Source organism: Cellulosimicrobium protaetiae, assembly GCF_009708005.2.
GTDB classification, from domain to species: Bacteria; Actinomycetota; Actinomycetes; order Actinomycetales; family Cellulomonadaceae; genus Cellulosimicrobium; species Cellulosimicrobium protaetiae.
Genome location: NZ_CP052757.1, coordinates 3,286,031 through 3,303,143 on the forward strand (window position 1 = coordinate 3,286,031; position 17,113 = coordinate 3,303,143).

Genomic DNA, 17,113 nt, shown 5'->3' on the forward strand with positions numbered 1-17,113 from the left:
AGCCCGTCGACACCGCACCGACCTCCTGACCGTCCGCGAACGGCCCCGGGTCGGCGGACGACGTTCCGCTAGGGTCGGCCGCGTGACCACGACGACGCCGGGCGCTCGCGCGCTGCCTCCCGCCACGCGCACGCTCCTCGCCCTCGCCGCCGGCGTGGTCGTGCTCGCCGGGGTCCACACGGCCCGGGAGGTGCTCGCACCGATCCTCCTCGCGGCGGTGATCGTCATCATCTGCCATCCCGTGCGCTTCCCCCTGGAGCGGCGGGGCTGGCCGCGCTGGGCCGCGACGACGGCGGTCGTGGCGGTCGCCTACCTCATCCTCGCGGCGCTGGTCGCGATGCTCGTGTTCGCGGGGTTCCGGTTCGCCGACCTCGTGCGCGAGTACCTGCCCGCGCTCGTCCGGTCCGTCGAGGACGTCGTCGACCAGCTCGCCGCCGTGGGCATCGACACCGACGTCGCGGAGGCGGCGACGTCCTGGCTGGAGCCCGCCCGGGTGCTGAGCCTCGCCGGGAACGTGTCGGGCATGGCGCTCGGCATCGCGACCGCCTTCTTCTTCGTGCTCGCCTACGCGATCTTCATGGCCGCCGACGCGGCGCGGTACTCGACCGCGTCCACGGTCTTCGGCGCCGAGCGCGCCGCGACGATCGACCGCGCGACCCGGTTCAGCGGCGGCGTGCGGCGCTACTTCGTCGTCAACGCGTCCTTCGGCGCGGTCGTGGCGGTCGTCGACGGCGTGGCGCTCTTCCTGCTCGGCGTCCCTGCCCCGACCGTGTGGGCGATCCTCGCGTTCGTCACCAACTTCGTCCCGAACATCGGGTTCGTGCTCGGCCTCGTGCCGCCGGCCATCATGGCCTTCGTCGTCGGGGGCTGGCAGCTCGCCCTGGCGGTCGTCGCGGTCTACTGCGTCGTCAACGTCGTGCTGCAGGTGCTCGTCCAGCCGAAGTTCGTCGCCGACGCGGTGAACCTCAGCCTCACCCTCAGCTTCGTCTCGGTCGTGTTCTGGACGTTCGTCATCGGGCCGCTCGGGGCGATCCTCGCGATCCCGCTCACGCTGCTCGTGCGTGCGCTCGTGCTGGAACCCGACCCGGGCTCGGGCTGGCTGCGCTGGCTGTCGGGCGACGACGTGCCCCGTGACGACGGTCCGGCGAGGACTGCGACCGACACCCCGGACGATGCCGCGGCGGCCCACGCCGCGGCTCCCCCGCGTGAACCAGTCCCCGACGCGGAGCCCGAGCGTGACCCTCAGGTCCAGCCTGAGGGTTCGTCGGCGGACGACGCCCCCGCCCCGGGGACGGCGTAGCGCGCACCCTGTTGCGACCACGTCCGTGGTCCCTAGGCTGGCAGACGGCGGGTGTCCGCCCGTCACCGGCACGGGGAGGAACCATGGCGCACGGAGACATCACGCACATCGACATCCCGGTGAGCGACAGCGGCCGGGCCACGCAGTTCTACGGCGCGCTCTTCGGCTGGCAGATCGCGGAGATCCCGGGCTTCGAGGGCTACCCCATGTGGCGCGCCCCGAACCAGATCAGCGGCGGCGGGCTCGCGCCGCGGTCGGAGGGGTTCACGACCCCGCGCAGCTACGTCGAGGTCGACTCGATCGAGGACACGCTCGCGAAGGTCCGCGAGCTCGGGGGCAGCGTGATCCTGGAGAAGTCCGAGATCAGCCCGACGTCCTGGTGGGCGGCGTTCGAGGACGCCGACGGGAACCAGATCGGCCTCTACGAGGGCACGACGGACGCGGGCTGAGCCGCCGCGGGGCCCCGCTCCACCCGCTCCACCCGCTCGGTCGTCGTGGTCAGTGCGACAGCACGCGACCGTCCGGGTCGCCGGGCCGGCGCGGCCGGAGCGTGGGCGGGGGCGGCCACGGGAGGTCGTAGCGCTCCACCGGGACGTCGATCGCGCCGAAGTCGTCGGTCTGCACGACCACGCCGTCCGGCGTGACCTCCACGAGACGGACGCGCAGGGGCGGTGCGCCGTCCCGCTCGAGCATCCACACGTCGGCCAGCCACGCGAGGCTGAGCGCGTCGAGCGCCTCCTCGGCCTCCAGCCAGTCGACCGGGCCGGTCAGCTCGCGCCCGAGGAGCGACACGGCGACCCAGGCGTCGCCGTCGGGACGGATCCAGCCCACGTGCTCGCGGTCGTCGGGTCGGCGGTGCGGGATCCACTCGGCGGGCAGCATCCCGGCAGGCTAGCCGCCCGCCGCACCGTGAGCCACGGGATTGCGGCGGTCACGCACGCCCGCTCAGTCGACGGGGACCGGCTCGTTGCCCGACCCCTCACGGAAGCCCTCGCCGAACCCGTCGCGGTACCCGCCCTGGTAGGCCTCGGCGCTGCCCTCGCGGAACAGGTCGTCAGCCGACGCGCGGACGAGCGAGCGCGCCCCCGGGCCGTCGTCGTCGCCCACGTACCGCGCGAGGCCGCGCACGACGGCGACGGGCCGGCCCGCCGACTTGCCGCGCACGAGCTCGCTCGCGGAGGCCACCTCGTCCGCGACGGCCGTCACCGTCACGGTGAGGGGCCGGCCGTGCGCGTCCACGCCGCCGCGCAGGTCCTCGACGACGACGATCCCCGCCGCGCCGATCGCGACGTCGACCAGCCCGTCGCGCCACGCGCGACCCGCGGTGTCCGTGACGACGACACCGAGGCGGGTCAGTCCGAACCGTGCGCGCAGCGTGGCCCGCAGCGCCCGCGCCGACACGTCGGGGTCGAGCGGCAGGAGCAGCACGGTGCCGTCGGGCGTGTTGGACGCGTCGACCCCCGCGGCGGCCATGACGAGGCCGAGGCGGTTCTCGACGATGCGCAGCGGAGGCTGCCCCGGGCGCTCGCGCGTCGCGACGACGCGCACCGTCTCGTCCGTGATCGCCTGCTCGCGGTCGGCGGCGGCGACCACGCGGCCCTCCGCCTTGGACACGACCTTGCTCGTCACGACGACGACGTCGCCCTCGGCGAGCGCGTCACCCGGCGCCCCGCCGGCGAGCAGGTCGCCGACGAGAGCGGCGAGGTCGTCGCCCGGGCGTACCTCGCCCAGGCCCGACGGCGCCCACACGGTCAGGCGAGCCGCGTCGCCCGGGCCCGGGTCGCCGTCGAGCCCGACAGGGTCCGCGCCGGTGGTCACCGCGCCAGCTTCGGCAGGACCTCGCGGCCGAAGACCTCGATCCACTCCCGCTGGTTGCGGCCCACGTTGTGGAGGTAGATCCGGTCGAAGCCCAGATCGACGAACTTCTGGATGTACGCGCGGTGCTCGTCGGGGTCGGCGGAGATCACCATGCGGCCCTCGAAGTCCTCGGGGCGCACGAGCTTGGCCATCTGCTCGAAGTCGTGGGGCGAGCGGATGTCGGCCTTGGGGAACTTCATGCCGCCGTTGGGCCACTCGGTCATCGCGTTCGCGAGCGCCTCCTCGTCGGTCGCGGCCCAGGACAGGTGGAGCTGGAGCACCTTGGGCATGGCCTGCGGGTCACGGCCGGACTCGCGGACGCCGTCGTCGAACTTGCCGAACAGCATGGAGATCTTCTCCAGCGGCGCGCCGACCGTGATGAGGCCGTCCGCGTGCCGGCCGGCGCGCTTGGCCGTCACCGGCCCCGCCGTCGCGACGAGGATCTCCGGCGCGACCTCGGGCATGGTCCACAGCCGCGTGGACTCCATCTTGTAGAACTGCCCGGAGTGCTTGACGTCCTTGTTGTCGAGCCCGGACTGGAACAGCTTCTTGATGACGTCGATCGCCTCGAACATGCGGTTGATGCGCTCGGGCGCCTCCGGCCAGTAGCCCGCGACGACGTGCTCGTTGAGCGCCTCGCCCGAGCCCAGGCCGAGCCAGTGCCGACCGGGGTACATCGCGGCGAGCGTCGCCGAGGCCTGCGCGACCATCGCCGGGTGCCAGCGGAACGTGGGCGCCGTGACGCCCGGGCCGAGGTCTCCGGTCGTGCGCTCGCCGAGCGCGGTGAGCACGTTCCACACGAACGACGACTCGCCCTGCGCCGGGACCCACGGCTGGAAGTGGTCCGCCGCCATGGTCCCGGAGAAGCCGTGCTCCTCCGCGTAGGCCGAGAGCGCGACGGCCTCGGTCGGGTGGAACTGCTCCAGCATGGCGGCGTAGCCGATCGTCAGACCCATGCTCCGACACTAGTACGCACGGGACGAGGTCTCGCCAGGTGCCTCGTCGCGCCCGGCGCCCGCTAACCTCTCGTCGGTGAGCACCACGTCCCCGGACCGCGCCGCCCTCGACACGCGGGCCCTCGTGGAGCCGGTGGACCGCGCGGCGGTGCGCGCGCACCACCGGGAGCTCCGTCGCCGGGCGCGTGCGGAACGAGCGCGGACGAGGTCCTCGGGGCCGTCCCGGGTGCTCGCCAGGGTGCTCGGGACCACCCTCCTCGCCCTCCTGCTCGCCGTCGGGGCGGCCGTCGTCGCCGCCGTCCTCGCCCTCGCCGTGGTCGGCCTCGTCGCCGCCGGAGTCGCCGTCCCGGTCGCCGTCGGGCTCGTGGCGGCCGGCGTCGTGGCGGTCGGTCTCCTGGTCGCCCGGGGCGTGCGGGGGTCGTCCGCCCGGGAGCACGAGCTGGCCTACCGGCTGAGCAGGTTCGCCGCGGCGAACGGGTTCGACGTCGAGCCGCGGATCGACGAGCCCGCGCGGCCCAGCGGGGCGTTCGACGTCGGCATCCTCCGCGTCGCCCGGGACGTCGTCCGCGCGCGGGGCCCGCGCGCCGTGGAGGTCGCGACCTACACGTACAGCGCCGGCTACCGCAACGGCGAGCCCTTCGCGTTCACCTACGCCATGGTCGCCCTCGACCGCACCCTGCCCCGCGTCGTCGTGGAGACGGTGCCCGCGCGAGGCGTGCGGGGCGCGCGGGCGCCGCGGGGGGTCGAGCGCGTGTGGGAGCTGCCGGTCGACGGCCCGTTCGGCGACCGCCACCACGCCTACGGACCCGTGCGGTCCGCGACCGGCACCGCGCGCGCCGTCTTCACCCCGGAGATCGTCGAGGCCCTCGTCCGTGGTCCCCTCCCCCTCGCGGCCGAGGTGTCCGGTGACCGGCTCTTCCTGTTCAGCGAGCGCGCGCTCGACCTGCTCGACCCCGCGGTCTGGGAACGCCTCCTGGGGACGGCCACCGACCTGGCCGCACGTCTGTCCCGCGCGGACGGGCCGGGCGGCCCGGGCGGTCCGGGCGCCGCGCCCGGCACCCGGTGACGACGGCGGCCGGGAGGCGAGACGCCGTCGGGAGCGGCCCCGAGATCTGGGAGAATGGGCGACCATGAGCGACTTCCCGACGAACGCGCCGACGGGCGCGGCCGATGCCACTGCAGCAACGACCTCCTCCGCCGGCCGCGTAGCCGGCGACGTCGTCCGCGCGGTGGTCGCGGGAGTACCCGACCGGGTGAGCCTCGACGGGCTCGAGGAGACGTACGACGCCCGCTGGGCCGAGCAGGGGACGTACGCGTTCGACCGCTCGAAGACCCGCGAGCAGGTCTTCTCGATCGACACCCCGCCGCCGACGGTCTCCGGCTCCCTGCACGTGGGCCACGTGTTCTCCTACACGCACACCGACGTCGTCGCGCGGTTCCAGCGCATGCGCGGCCTCGAGGTGTTCTACCCGATGGGCTGGGACGACAACGGCCTGCCCACCGAGCGCCGCGTGCAGAACTACTACGGCGTGCGCTGCGACCCGACGCTGCCCTACGTCGAGGGCTTCGAGCCCCCGCACGAGGGCGGCGAGGGCAAGTCGGTCAAGGCCGCGGACCAGGTGCCCGTGAGCCGCCGCAACTTCATCGAGCTGTGCGAGCGCCTGACCGCCGAGGACGAGAAGCAGTTCGAGGCGCTGTGGCGCCGGCTCGGCCTCTCGGTCGACTGGGCGCAGCACTACCAGACGATCGACGCGCGGTCGCGCACGGCCGCGCAGCGCGCGTTCCTGCGCAACCTCGGCCGCGGCGAGGCCTACCAGGCCGAGGCGCCGGGCCTGTGGGACGTGACGTTCCAGACCGCGGTCGCGCAGGCCGAGCTCGAGGCGCGCGACTACCCCGGTCACTTCCACAAGGTCGCGTTCCACCGCGTCGCGCCGGGCACGCCCGACGACGGCGCGCCCGTCTACATCGAGACGACCCGCCCCGAGCTGCTCGCCGCGTGCGTCGCGCTCGTCGCGCACCCGGACGACGAGCGCTACCAGCACCTGTTCGGCACGACGGTGCGCTCGCCGCTGTTCGACGTCGAGCTGCCCGTCCTCGCGCACCCCGCCGCCGAGCGCGACAAGGGTGCGGGCATCGCGATGTGCTGCACTTTCGGCGACCTCACCGACGTGCAGTGGTGGCGCGAGCTGCAGCTCCCGACGCGCTCGATCATCACGCGCGACGGCCGCATCACGCGCGAGACGCCGGACTGGATCACGTCGCACTCCGGCCAGGGCGTGTTCGCCGAGATCGAGGGCAAGACGACCTTCTCCGCGCGCCAGGTCGTCGTCGACGCACTGCGCGACGCGGGCGACCTCGACGGCGAGCCCGTGCCGACGCAGCGCAAGGCGAACTTCTTCGAGAAGGGCGACAAGCCCCTCGAGATCGTCACGTCGCGCCAGTGGTACATCCGCAACGGCGGCCGCGACTGGACCACCGAGGACGGCACGGCCCGCGACCTGCGCGGCGAGCTGCTGGGTCGCGGCAAGGAGCTCGCGTTCCACCCCGACTTCATGCGCGTGCGCTACGAGAACTGGGTCGGCGGCCTCAACGGCGACTGGCTCATCTCGCGCCAGCGCTTCTTCGGCGTCGCGATCCCGCTCTGGTACCCGGTGCTCGAGTCGGGCGAGGTCGACCACGACCACCCGATCGTCCCGTCCGAGGACGTGCTCCCGGTCGACCCGTCGTCCGACGTGCCCGCGGGGTACACCGAGGACCAGCGCGGCGTGCCGGGCGGGTTCGTGGGCGAGAACGACATCATGGACACGTGGGCGACGTCGTCGCTCACGCCGCAGATCGCGGGCGGCTGGGAGGTCGACCCCGACCTGTTCGAGCGCGTGTTCCCCATGGACCTGCGCCCGCAGGGCCAGGACATCATCCGGACCTGGCTGTTCTCGACCGTCGTGCGCTCGCACCTCGAGTTCGGGTCGCTGCCGTGGAAGAACGCCGCGATCTCGGGCTGGATCCTCGACCCCGACCGCAAGAAGATGTCGAAGTCCAAGGGCAACGTCGTCACGCCCATGGGCCTGCTCGAGGAGCACGGCTCCGACGCGGTACGCTACTGGGCCGCGTCGGCCCGCCTGGGCACCGACGCCGCGTTCGAGGTCGGCCAGATGAAGATCGGCCGCCGCCTCGCGATCAAGATCCTCAACGCGTCGAAGTTCGCGCTCTCCTTCGGCGTGGACGCAGAGGCCGGGACGGGCGAGATCGTCCTCGACCCCGCGCTCGTCACCGAGACGCTCGACCGCGCGATGCTCGCGGGCCTCGCGTCGGTCGTCGAGAAGGCGACCGAGGCGTTCGAGGCGTACGACCACACCCGCGCGCTCGAGACCACGGAGACGTTCTTCTGGACGTTCTGCGACGACTACCTCGAGCTCGTCAAGGACCGCGCGTACGGGGCCGGGGCCGCTGCCTCCGACGTCTCGCCCGAGACCCGGTCGGCGCGCGTCGCGCTCGCGATCGCGCTCGACACGCTCCTGCGCCTCTTCGCGCCGTTCGTGCCGTTCGCGACCGAGGAGGTGTGGTCGTGGTGGCGCGCGTCCGAGGGCTCGATCCACCGCGCCCCGTGGCCCACCTCGGACGTCGCGCGCTCGGCGGCCGGCGACGCCGACCCTGCCGTGCTCACCGCCGCGGGCCACGCGCTCGCCGCGCTGCGCAAGATCAAGTCCGAGGCGAAGGTCTCCATGCGCACCCCGATCCTCGCGGCGCAGGTCGCGGTGCCGGCGGCGTCGCTCGCCGGCGTCGAGGCGTCGGTCGTCGACGTCCGCAACGGCGGTCGCGTCACCGGCACGCTCGACCTCGTCGCGGCCGTCGAGGGCCAGGGCGACGCCGCCGTCCAGGGCGGGATCGTCGTCGTCTCCTCCGAGCTCGGCGAGCCCGAGGCCCGCAAGAAGGGCTGACCCTCCGCACGACGACGCCCTCCCCGGCCGCGGCCGGGGAGGGCGTCGTCGTCGGTGGTGGCGGGCCTAGATGATCTCGCCGCGCAGCCGCGAGTCGTCGCCGGACATCGTCGCCGCGACCTCGCGCGGCGTCCCCTCGTCGGCCCATCGGAGCGTCGCGCCCACGCCCTCGATGAGCTCGACGCTGCCCTCCGGCGCGAACGTCAGCCCGGCGTCCTGGCCGATCGCGGCGCGCACGAGCGCGACCGTCGCGGGAAGCTTCTCGAGCCCGTCCGTGACCCCGAGATCCTGGATCTCCTCCTTCGACGCCGCGATGTGCATCGGGCTCGGCCCGATCCAGAGCGACCGGCCGTCGAGCGCCGCGTCCTGCCCGTACTCGTCGGCCAGGACGAGCTCCTTCACCTGCCCGCGCGCGAGGACCGCGACGACGTCCTCGACGGAGGTCACGGCACCCGACTCCCGTCCCTGCTCCTGGCGGAACTCCGCGAGGACCTTCTCGCGCCGTCGCTCGCGGAAGCTGTCCAGGGCGTCCGCGACGTTCGACTCGAAGGCGGCCTCGTTGATGCCCGGCCCGCGACCACCACCCGGGACCTCGACGACGAGCTCCGCCGTCGCGCGACCCAGCGCGCCGCGAACGAGGGGCACGGCCCGCACGTCCCCGGTGAGGAGCACGAGCTCGGGGCGGTACTCCGCCGCCTGGCGCTCGAGCTCGGCCGCGACCGCCTCGGCGTTGCGCTCCCACGAGTCCTCGGCGCGCGACTCGATGCGCTTGTGCGACAGCCCGCCGGTGCGGACCTTGTTGATGACGTCGTGACCGCCCTCGACCGACTCCGGCTCCGCGTAGGGGACGTGGCCGCCCGCGACGGACCACGTGAGGTCCGCGCCCTGTCGGTCGACGACGACGCGCACGTAGTCGACCGACTCGTCGGCCGCGCGTGCCGCCTGGAGGAGTGCCGGGACCGGCCCCCACGACCCCTTGGTGAGCGCCGGCGGGTCCTTGACGACCCGGTCGACGAGCACACCCGTGTCGTCGGCGATCAGCACACGCCCGTGGGTGCCCCCGACCCGCGTCGGCCGCAGCACCACCTCCTCGAGGTCCTCGAGGACGGCGTCGGGCGCGCCCTCCTGGCGCAGCGTGCGCCGCACGCCCTTCCAGCGGTTCTCGACCTCGCGGTCCCCGGCCTCGTTGGCCCGCGTCGCGTCGATGTACACCGTCGCGAAGGGGCCCGGGTGGCCGAGGAGGGGCTTGAGCCAATCGATCTTCATGCGAACACCTCTAGCGTCCGTCGGCGTGGCGGGCGGGCCACCCGGCGCGCAGGTCGTGCCGACGCCGGGGCCCACCCTGGGACCCCTCCAGGGTCGGTCAGATCGACCGGGGTCGCCACCGCGCGTCAGGCGGGTCCGTCACGGGCGCCTGCCGTCAGGAGTAGGTGTCGAGGACGGGCGTGCCCTCGCCCGAGGCGGCGTGGTCGGCGGCGATCCGCTCGTGGTGGCGGATGACCTCGCGGACGATGAACTCGCGGAACTGCTCGGCGAACTCCGGGTCGAGGCCCGCGGCATCGGCGATGCCCGTCAGGCGCGCGATCTGCTGCCGGTCCCGGTCCGGGTCGGCCGGGGGCAGCCCGCCCTGCGCCTTGAGCTCCCCGACCCGGCGCGTGAACTTGAACCGCTCGGCGAGCAGGTGCATGAGCGCCGCGTCGATGTTGTCGATGCTGTCGCGCAGCGTGAGGATCTCGGCGGGGACGGCGGGCTGGCCGGGCTGGTTCGTCACCCACCGATCCTAGGCGCGCCCGGCGACCCGAGGAACGCGATACTCGGAGTACGGAGTAAAGTGTCACGCCGTCCCTACCTGCCGTCCCACTCAGCGGAGAGTCCCATGACGGAACACGCGTCGCCGAGCCTCGTCGAGGTCTCCCCCACGGCGACCATCAGCACCCTCCTCACCGACCGCGTCGCCCGCGGTCCCCACGCGACGCTCGTCGAGCGCCGGACCACCGCGGACGGCCCGTGGGAGCCCGTCACCGCGCGGGAGTTCGAGGCCGACGTCGTCGCCGTGGCGCGCGGCCTCGTGGCCCGCGGCATCGAGCCCGGCGACCACGTCGCGATCATGTCCCGCACGCGCTACGAGTGGACGCTGCTCGACTTCGCGACCTGGGCCGTCGGCGCCGTCCCCGTGCCGGTCTACGAGACGTCGTCGGCCGAGCAGGTGCACTGGATCTGCTCCGACGCCGCCGTCCGCCTCGCGGTCGTGGAGACCGCGGCCCACGCCGCCGAGATCACGACCGTGCGCGACCGCCTGCCCGACCTGGAGGACGTGCTCGTCGTCGAGGACGGCGCCGTCGACGCCCTCCGCGCCGCGGGCGCCGACGTGCCCGCCGAGGAGATCGACCGCCGTCGTGCCGCCCAGCGGGTCGACGACCTCGCGACGGTCATCTACACCTCCGGCTCGACCGGGCGGCCCAAGGGCGTCGAGCTCACGCACCGCAACTTCGTCCACCTCGCGCTGAACGGCCGGGCCGGACTCGCCGAGATCCTCGACTCCGACGGCGCCCGCACGCTGCTGTTCCTCCCGCTCGCCCACGTCTTCGCGCGCTTCATCCAGGTCGTCGTCGTCGCGTCGAACGCCGTGCTCGCGCACTCGTGGGACACCAAGAACCTCGTCGCCGACCTCGGGACGTTCCAGCCCACGTTCCTGCTGGCCGTCCCGCGCGTCTTCGAGAAGGTCTACAACACCGCCGAGCAGAAGACCGGGACCGGCGCCAAGCGCAAGGTGTTCCACTGGGCCGCCAAGGTGGCCATCACCTGGTCGCGCGCGCTCGACACCACGGGCGGGCCGTCGGTCGGGCTGCGCGTGCAGCACGCCGTCGCCGACCGCCTCGTCTACTCGACGCTGCGCGCCGCGATGGGGGGGCAGCTCACCTACTCCATCTCCGGCGGCGCGCCCCTCGGCGAGCGGCTCGGCCACTTCTATCGCGGCGTCGGGCTGCGCATCCTCGAGGGCTACGGCCTCACCGAGACGACCGCCCCCACGGCCGTGAACCTGCCCGGCCTCACCAAGATCGGCACCGTCGGTCCGGCGTTCCCCGGTACGTCGCTGCGCATCAACGACGACGGCGAGCTCCTCGTGAAGGGCGACCACGTCTTCCGCGGCTACCGCAACCAGCCCGAGCTCACCGCCGAGGCGCTCCAGGACGGCTGGTTCCGCACCGGTGACCTCGGCGCGTTCGACGACGACGGCTACCTGCGGATCACCGGCCGGAAGAAGGAGATCATCGTCACCGCCGGCGGCAAGAACGTCGCCCCCGCCGTGCTCGAGGACCGCCTGCGCGCGCACCCGCTCGTGAGCCAGGTCGTCGTCGTGGGCGACCAGCGTCCCTTCATCGGCGCCCTCGTCACGCTCGACGCCGAGATGCTGCCCGGCTGGCTCTCGACGCACGGGCTGCCGCCCATGGACGTCGACACCGCCGCGCAGGACCCCGACGTCCTCGCCGCGCTCGACCGCGCCGTCGCGCACGCCAACGAGGCCGTCTCCCGGGCCGAGTCGATCCGCAAGATCACCGTGCTCACCACCGACTTCACCGAGCAGAACGGCTACCTCACGCCGTCCCTCAAGGTGAAGCGCGGCCTCGTCATCAAGGACTTCGCCGACACGATCGACACCCTCTACGGCTCCAAGGTCGGCGCCGACGCCTGACCGAGCGCGAAGCCCCGGTCCCCCGAGGTAGAACCCTGGTTGCGCGGGGTAGAACCGTGGTCGCGCGAAGTAGAACCGTGGTTCTTGTGCCCGACGGCGCGTGGTCGCCCTGGGTGGTCGGGGTGGGTGGTGGTGCCGCGTCTACCATCCGCCGCTCGTTCCTCGCGGCTCCCGCCAGGCCCGACCACGACGCGGCACCACCACCCACCCCGCCCGGCGTCGTCTCACCCGGGTCGGTGCTCACCCCGGGCGACCGCCCGCGGGGAGGGGTTCCGCCCGCGCCGCGCGAGCAGCCGGGTCGCCGCACCGCCGCACCCGGAACGGGTCGCCGGTCATGACGCCGTCGCGGCGAGCAGGTGGTTCGGGCGCGTCCGGCGCGCCGGACGCGCCCGAACAGCCTGCTCGACCCGCCGGGACGGCCTGGTCGGGCTCCTACCGGGCCGACGTCGACCCACCCGGCGCCTGCGGGCAGCCCGAAGGTCGTGAGCGGCGACCGACGGCCCCGGGGCGAGACGATCGCCGAGCGGCGGGGGTGGGCTCGGATGCGAAGGGGCGTCAGAGCGGCGCTCCTAGAGCCCACGGCCGACAGACCAGGGCGACGGCGCCGCAGCCCCGAGCACCGAGGCCACCCGCGCCGCGGGCCCGACCAGGCGGGCCTGCGACCTGATCCGCGGTTCTCTCGGCCGACCGGGGTTCTACCCCGGCGGGTGGCAGGTCAGGCGGACTTCTCCCGCGGGGTACGGCTGCGCGCGGTCGAGGTGCGCGGCACGATCGTGGGGTTCACGTTGTCCAGCACGACCTCCCGCGTGATCACGACCCGCTCCACGTCATCCCGCGACGGCACGTCGAACATCACCTGCTGCAACACCTCCTCCATGATCGCCCGCAACCCCCGCGCCCCCGTCCCCCGCAACAACGCCTGCTCCGCGACCGCCTCCACCGCACCCTCGGTGAACTCCAGCTCCACCCCGTCGATCGCGAACATCCGCTGATACTGCTTCACCAACGCATTCCTGGGCTGCGTCAAGATCCGCACCAACGCCTCAGAGTCCAACGCCGACACCGACGCGATCACCGGAAGGCGCCCGATGAACTCCGGGATCAACCCGAACCGATGCAGATCCTCCGGACGCACCTGCGCGAACAGATCCTCCCCCGCACCCGTCTCGATCGGCGCACCAAAACCCACCCCACGCTTACGCGCCCGCGCCGCCACGATCTCGTCCAACCCCGCAAAAGCCCCCGCCACGATGAACAACACGTTCGACGTGTCCACCTGGATGAACTCCTGATGCGGATGCTTACGACCACCCTGCGGCGGCACCGACGCGCTCGTCCCCTCGATGATCTTCAACAACGCCTGCTGCACACCCTCACCCGACACGTCACGCGTGATCGACGGGTTCTCCGCCTTCCGAGCCACCTTGTCGATCTCGTCGATATAGATGATGCCCGTCTCAGCCTTCTTCACATCGAAGTCCGCAGCCTGCACCAGCTTCAACAAGATGTTCTCCACGTCCTCACCGACATACCCCGCCTCGGTGAGCGCCGTCGCGTCCGCGATCGCGAACGGCACGTTCAACATCCGCGCCAACGTCTGCGCCAGATACGTCTTCCCCGTACCCGTCGGACCGATCAGCAGAATGTTCGACTTCGCCAGCTCCACGAAGTCCGGGTCGTCGGGGCTCGACGGCTTGGCCTGCTCGCCCGCCTGGACGCGCTTGTAGTGGTTGTAGACGGCGACGGCCAGGGCCCGCTTCGCGGCGTCCTGGCCGATGACGTACTGCTCGAGGAACTCGAAGATCTCCTTGGGCTTGGGCAGCTCCGTGAGGCCCAGCTCCGTCGCCTCGGCGAGCTCCTCCTCGATGATCTCGTTGCACAGGTCGATGCACTCGTCGCAGATGTACACACCCGGGCCCGCGATGAGCTTCTTGACCTGCTTCTGCGACTTGCCGCAGAACGAGCACTTCAGCAGGTCGGCGCCGTCTGAGATACGAGCCACTACGCGTCTCCTTGTCCCGGTGCCCAGGCCTCCTGCCGTCGGGTTCGACGGCGCGGGGCCCGGGCACGGCCGAGCGAGTCCTGCTCCCCATTCCACACCACGGGGCCCCCGTTGTCAGGTGGGCTCCCCGTACGGGGCGCAACGTGTCGCGCCGCCGCCCCCGGGCGGGGGACGGCGGCGCGGCGTGAGGTCATGCGGGTCGGGCGGTCGGATCAGGGCTTGTTGATCGCGACGGCCTTGCGGCTCTCGAGGACCTGGTCGACGAGGCCGTACTCCTTCGCCTGCGCGGCGGTGAGGATCTTGTCGCGCTCGATGTCCTGGCGGACCTGCTCGACCGACTTGCCCGAGTGCAGGGCCAGCGTGTCCTCGAGCCACTCGCGCATGCGGATGAGCTCGTTCGCGTGGATCTCGATGTCCGACGCCTGCGCGTAGCCACCGCCCTCCATCGCGGGCTGGTGGATGAGCACGCGCGCGTTCGGGAGCGCGAGGCGCTTGCCCGGCTGGCCGGCGGCGAGCAGGACCGCGGCGGCGGACGCCGCCTGGCCCAGGCAGACCGTCTGGATCTGCGGCTTGATGTACTGCATCGTGTCGTAGAGCGCGGTCATCGCGGTGAACGACCCGCCCGGCGAGTTGATGTAGAGGATGACGTCACGGTCCGGGTCCTGGCTCTCGAGCACGAGGAGCTGGGCCATGACGTCGTCGGCGGACGCGTCGTCGACCTGGACGCCCAGGAAGATGATGCGGTCCTCGAACAGCTTGGTGTAAGGGTCCTGCCGCTTGAAGCCGTACGCGGTGCGCTCCTCGAACTGCGGGAGCACGTAGCGGGCCGACGGCGCGCCGCCCGGCAGGGCGACGCCGCCGGGACGCGCGCCCGCGCCGGCGAGGCGCTGCGCGGTGGACAGGTACTGGGACTCGGCGCTGAAGCTCACGGGTTCTCCTCGGTGAAGTCTGGTGTCCGGTGCGGGGTCAGGAACCCGTGGTGCCGCCGCCGCCGGTCACGGACGACGCGTTGGTGACGACGTGGTCGATGAAGCCGTACTCCAGCGCCTCCTCGGCCGTGAACCAGCTGTCGCGGTCGTTGTCCTTGAGGATCTGCTCGAGCGGCTTGCCGGTCTGCTCGGCCGTGAGCTCGGAGAGCACCTGCTTCATGTGCATGATGAGCTGCGCGTTGATGCGCACGTCGGTCGCCGTGCCGCCGATGCCGCCCGAGGGCTGGTGCATCATGACGCGCGCGTGGGGCGTCGCGTACCGCTTGCCCTTGGTGCCGGACGAGAGCAGGAACTGCCCCATCGACGCCGCCATGCCCATGGCGATCGTCGCGACGTCCGGCTGGATGTACTGCATCGTGTCGTAGATCGCCATCCCGGCCGTGATCGACCCGCCGGGCGAGTTGATGTAGAGCCAGATGTCCTTCTCCGGGTCCTCCGCGGCGAGCAGCATCATCTGCGCGCAGATGGCGTTCGCGTTCTCGTCGCGCACCTCCGAGCCGAGCCAGATGATGCGCTCCTTGAGGAGCCGGTTGTAGATGGAGTCGTTGAGTCCGAAGCCCGGACCCTCGGCGCGGTTGACCGGGGCCGTCGCGTCGGACGGCAGGTACAGCTCGTTCACTTCCATCTCCTTCGTCGCTCCCGCGGGTCGACCCCGCCTGCGCTGCCCTGGCCGGGACCGGGAGGGTGCCCCGTCCAGCCGTGCTGCAGTGACCCTAACGCGGTCCGTGCCCGGCGTTCGTCCCGATAGCGCGCGTTTTCGCTGACGGCGCACCAGGCGGCCGGCGCGCCCCGTGACAGCGCGGGCACGACGACGGCCCGCCCCCTCGTGCGGAGGGTGCGGGCCGTCGTGGGGCCTGCTCCGGCGGGACGGCCGGTGCCGTGTCAGGCCTTCGTCGCGTCCTTCTCGTCGTCCTCGACCGGCGCCTCGGCGGCGACGGTGGCCGAGTCGTCGACGAGCGCCTCCTCGACGGGCTCGGCCGCGACGTCCTCGACCGACTCGTCCGCGGCGGCGTCCTCGTCGTCCGAGCCGATGAACTCGGTCAGGTCGACGACGTTGCCGTCGGAGTCCTTGACCTCGATCTGGCGCAGCGCGACCGCGAGCGACTTGGAGCGCGCGACCTCGCCGACCATCGCGGGGATCTGCCCGCCCTGGTCGAGCGACTGGATGAACTGGTTCGGGTCCATCCCGTACTGGCGCGAGGCGCTCACGAGGTACTCGAGGAGCTCGTTCTGCGCGACCTTGATCTCGAGCTGCTCGGCGAGGGTGTCGAGCAGGATCTGGTTGCGGATCGCGTCGGTCGCCTCGACGGTGACCTCGGCGCGGTGCGTCTCGTCCTCCAGACGGCCCTCGGACTCGAGGTGGCGGTGCACCTCGGCCTCGACGACGCCCGACGGCACGGGGATCTCGACGGCGTCGTTGAGCGCCTTGAGGAGCTCGTCGCGCGCGGCCACGGCCTGGTTCGAGGTCTTGATGCTCGCGACCTGCTCGCGCAGGTCGGCGTTGAGCTCCTCGAGCGTGTCGAACTCGGACGCCAGCTGGGCGAAGTCGTCGTCCGCCTCGGGCAGGTCGCGCTGCTTGACGGAGGTGGCCGTGACGGTGACGGACGCCTCCTGGCCCTCGTGCTCGCCGCCGGCCAGCGGGGCGTTGAACGTCGTGGTCTCGTCGGCCGAGAGGCCGGTGAGCGCCTCGTCGAGGCCCTCGAGCATGTTGCCCGAGCCGATCTGGTAGCTGACGCCGGAGACGGAGTCGACCTCCTCGCCGTCGATCTCGGCCGTGAGGTCGAGCACGACGAAGTCGCCCTCGGCCGCGGGACGGTCGACGCCGACGAGGGTGCCGAAGCGCTCGCGGAGCGCGTCGAGGCGCTCGGTGACGTCCTCGTCGGTGACCTCGGCCGGCTCGACCGTGATGGCGAGCGAGTCGAGGGCGGGCAGCGTGATCTCGGGGCGGACCTCGACCTCGGCGGTGAAGACCAGCTGGCCCTCGCCGGCCTTGGCCGGGATCTCGGTGACCTCGACCTCGGGCTGGCCGAGCGGGCGCAGGCTCTCCTCGCTCGCGGCCTGGCGGTAGAAGCCCGAGAGGCCGTCGTTGACGGCGTGCTCGATGACGGCGCCCCAGCCGACGCGCTGGTCGATCACGCGCGGCGGGACCTTGCCCTTGCGGAAGCCGGGGATGTTCACCTGCTCCGCGATGTGCTTGTAGGCGTGCTCGATGCTCGGCTTGAGCTCGTCGTACTCCACCTCGACGGTCAGCTTGACCTTGGTGGGGTCCAGGGTCTCGACGGCGCTCTTCACTTCGATGATCTCCAACTGATCGGGGCGGGCCGGCGTGCGGCCGGGGACGGCTCCGCACGCAGACGTACGGGCAACCGTCCTATCG

At 72.5% G+C, this 17,113-nt stretch carries 14 protein-coding genes; 5 read left to right on the forward strand and 9 right to left on the reverse strand.

The annotated features are described in order from the left end of the window. Window positions 1-82: 82 nt before the first annotated feature. Both FIC82_RS14125 and FIC82_RS14130 read left to right on the forward strand, forming a co-directional pair. Window positions 83-1,300: an AI-2E family transporter gene (locus tag FIC82_RS14125; RefSeq protein ID WP_168731893.1), complete on the forward strand. Its 1,218-nt coding sequence runs from the start codon at window positions 83-85 to the stop codon at window positions 1,298-1,300. A gap of 83 nt (window positions 1,301-1,383) precedes the next feature. Next, the gene (locus FIC82_RS14130; protein WP_154798953.1) at window positions 1,384-1,749 is read left to right on the forward strand and encodes a VOC family protein; all 366 of its coding nucleotides are present in this window, start codon (window positions 1,384-1,386) and stop codon (window positions 1,747-1,749) included. Between the two features lie 49 nt (window positions 1,750-1,798). Here the strand turns inward: FIC82_RS14130 and FIC82_RS14135 are convergent, their stop codons facing one another. The 3 genes from FIC82_RS14135 to FIC82_RS14145 form a co-directional block, all read right to left on the reverse strand. Next, window positions 1,799-2,182, reverse strand: coding sequence for a hypothetical protein (locus tag FIC82_RS14135; RefSeq protein WP_154798954.1), 384 nt, complete (start codon window positions 2,180-2,182; stop codon window positions 1,799-1,801). Between the two features lie 63 nt (window positions 2,183-2,245). Then, the gene (gene cofE / locus FIC82_RS14140) at window positions 2,246-3,055 is read right to left on the reverse strand and encodes a coenzyme F420-0:L-glutamate ligase (protein WP_154800309.1); all 810 of its coding nucleotides are present in this window, start codon (window positions 3,053-3,055) and stop codon (window positions 2,246-2,248) included. A gap of 59 nt (window positions 3,056-3,114) precedes the next feature. Continuing rightward, complete coding sequence (locus tag FIC82_RS14145) at window positions 3,115-4,113, reverse strand: TIGR03557 family F420-dependent LLM class oxidoreductase (RefSeq protein ID WP_047232622.1); 999 nt, start codon at window positions 4,111-4,113, stop codon at window positions 3,115-3,117. Window positions 4,114-4,189: 76 nt separating this feature from the next. On the opposite strand from FIC82_RS14145, the gene FIC82_RS14150 reads away from it, so the two are divergent. Both FIC82_RS14150 and valS read left to right on the forward strand, forming a co-directional pair. Beyond that, window positions 4,190-5,179, forward strand: coding sequence for a hypothetical protein (locus tag FIC82_RS14150; RefSeq protein ID WP_154798955.1), 990 nt, complete (start codon window positions 4,190-4,192; stop codon window positions 5,177-5,179). A gap of 64 nt (window positions 5,180-5,243) precedes the next feature. Beyond that, window positions 5,244-8,051: a valine--tRNA ligase gene (gene valS / locus FIC82_RS14155; RefSeq protein ID WP_154798956.1), complete on the forward strand. Its 2,808-nt coding sequence runs from the start codon at window positions 5,244-5,246 to the stop codon at window positions 8,049-8,051. A 66-nt stretch (window positions 8,052-8,117) separates the two neighbouring features. Here the strand turns inward: valS and FIC82_RS14160 are convergent, their stop codons facing one another. Both FIC82_RS14160 and FIC82_RS14165 read right to left on the reverse strand, forming a co-directional pair. Beyond that, window positions 8,118-9,317 carry a baeRF2 domain-containing protein gene (locus FIC82_RS14160; protein ID WP_154798957.1) on the reverse strand — a complete coding sequence of 400 codons (1,200 nt, stop codon included), beginning with the start codon at window positions 9,315-9,317 and terminating at the stop codon, window positions 8,118-8,120. Between the two features lie 154 nt (window positions 9,318-9,471). Next, window positions 9,472-9,822, reverse strand: a complete 351-nt coding sequence (locus FIC82_RS14165) for a chorismate mutase (RefSeq protein WP_168731894.1) — start codon at window positions 9,820-9,822, stop codon at window positions 9,472-9,474. A gap of 105 nt (window positions 9,823-9,927) precedes the next feature. On the opposite strand from FIC82_RS14165, the gene FIC82_RS14170 reads away from it, so the two are divergent. After that, a complete protein-coding gene (locus tag FIC82_RS14170) occupies window positions 9,928-11,745 on the forward strand; it encodes an AMP-dependent synthetase/ligase (protein ID WP_154798958.1) in 1,818 nt (605 codons plus the stop codon). Between the two features lie 715 nt (window positions 11,746-12,460). Here the strand turns inward: FIC82_RS14170 and clpX are convergent. The 4 genes from clpX to tig form a co-directional block, all read right to left on the reverse strand. Beyond that, a complete protein-coding gene (gene clpX / locus FIC82_RS14175; protein WP_168731895.1) occupies window positions 12,461-13,747 on the reverse strand; it encodes an ATP-dependent Clp protease ATP-binding subunit ClpX in 1,287 nt (428 codons plus the stop codon). Between the two features lie 212 nt (window positions 13,748-13,959). Continuing rightward, window positions 13,960-14,676 (reverse strand): ATP-dependent Clp protease proteolytic subunit, encoded by a 717-nt coding sequence (locus tag FIC82_RS14180; RefSeq protein WP_269808394.1) that lies wholly within the window; start codon window positions 14,674-14,676, stop codon window positions 13,960-13,962. 37 nt (window positions 14,677-14,713) lie between these two features. Then, complete coding sequence (locus FIC82_RS14185; RefSeq protein ID WP_087471688.1) at window positions 14,714-15,361, reverse strand: ATP-dependent Clp protease proteolytic subunit; 648 nt, start codon at window positions 15,359-15,361, stop codon at window positions 14,714-14,716. Window positions 15,362-15,618: 257 nt separating this feature from the next. Then, window positions 15,619-17,028, reverse strand: a complete 1,410-nt coding sequence (gene tig, locus FIC82_RS14190; protein WP_168731896.1) for a trigger factor — start codon at window positions 17,026-17,028, stop codon at window positions 15,619-15,621. Between the last annotated feature and the right edge of the window lie 85 nt (window positions 17,029-17,113).

Excerpts from the sequence above, each read along its gene's own strand:
- FIC82_RS14130 (WP_154798953.1), top strand. The coding sequence starts at position 1,384 with ATGGCGCACGGAGACATCACGCACATCGACATCCCGGTGAGCGACAGC.
- FIC82_RS14135 (WP_154798954.1), bottom strand. The coding sequence starts at position 2,182 with ATGCTGCCCGCCGAGTGGATCCCGCACCGCCGACCCGACGACCGCGAG.
- FIC82_RS14145 (WP_047232622.1), bottom strand. The coding sequence starts at position 4,113 with ATGGGTCTGACGATCGGCTACGCCGCCATGCTGGAGCAGTTCCACCCG.
- valS (WP_154798956.1), top strand. The coding sequence starts at position 5,244 with ATGAGCGACTTCCCGACGAACGCGCCGACGGGCGCGGCCGATGCCACT.
- FIC82_RS14160 (WP_154798957.1), bottom strand. The coding sequence starts at position 9,317 with ATGAAGATCGATTGGCTCAAGCCCCTCCTCGGCCACCCGGGCCCCTTC.
- FIC82_RS14170 (WP_154798958.1), top strand. The coding sequence starts at position 9,928 with ATGACGGAACACGCGTCGCCGAGCCTCGTCGAGGTCTCCCCCACGGCG.
- FIC82_RS14185 (WP_087471688.1), bottom strand. The coding sequence starts at position 15,361 with ATGGAAGTGAACGAGCTGTACCTGCCGTCCGACGCGACGGCCCCGGTC.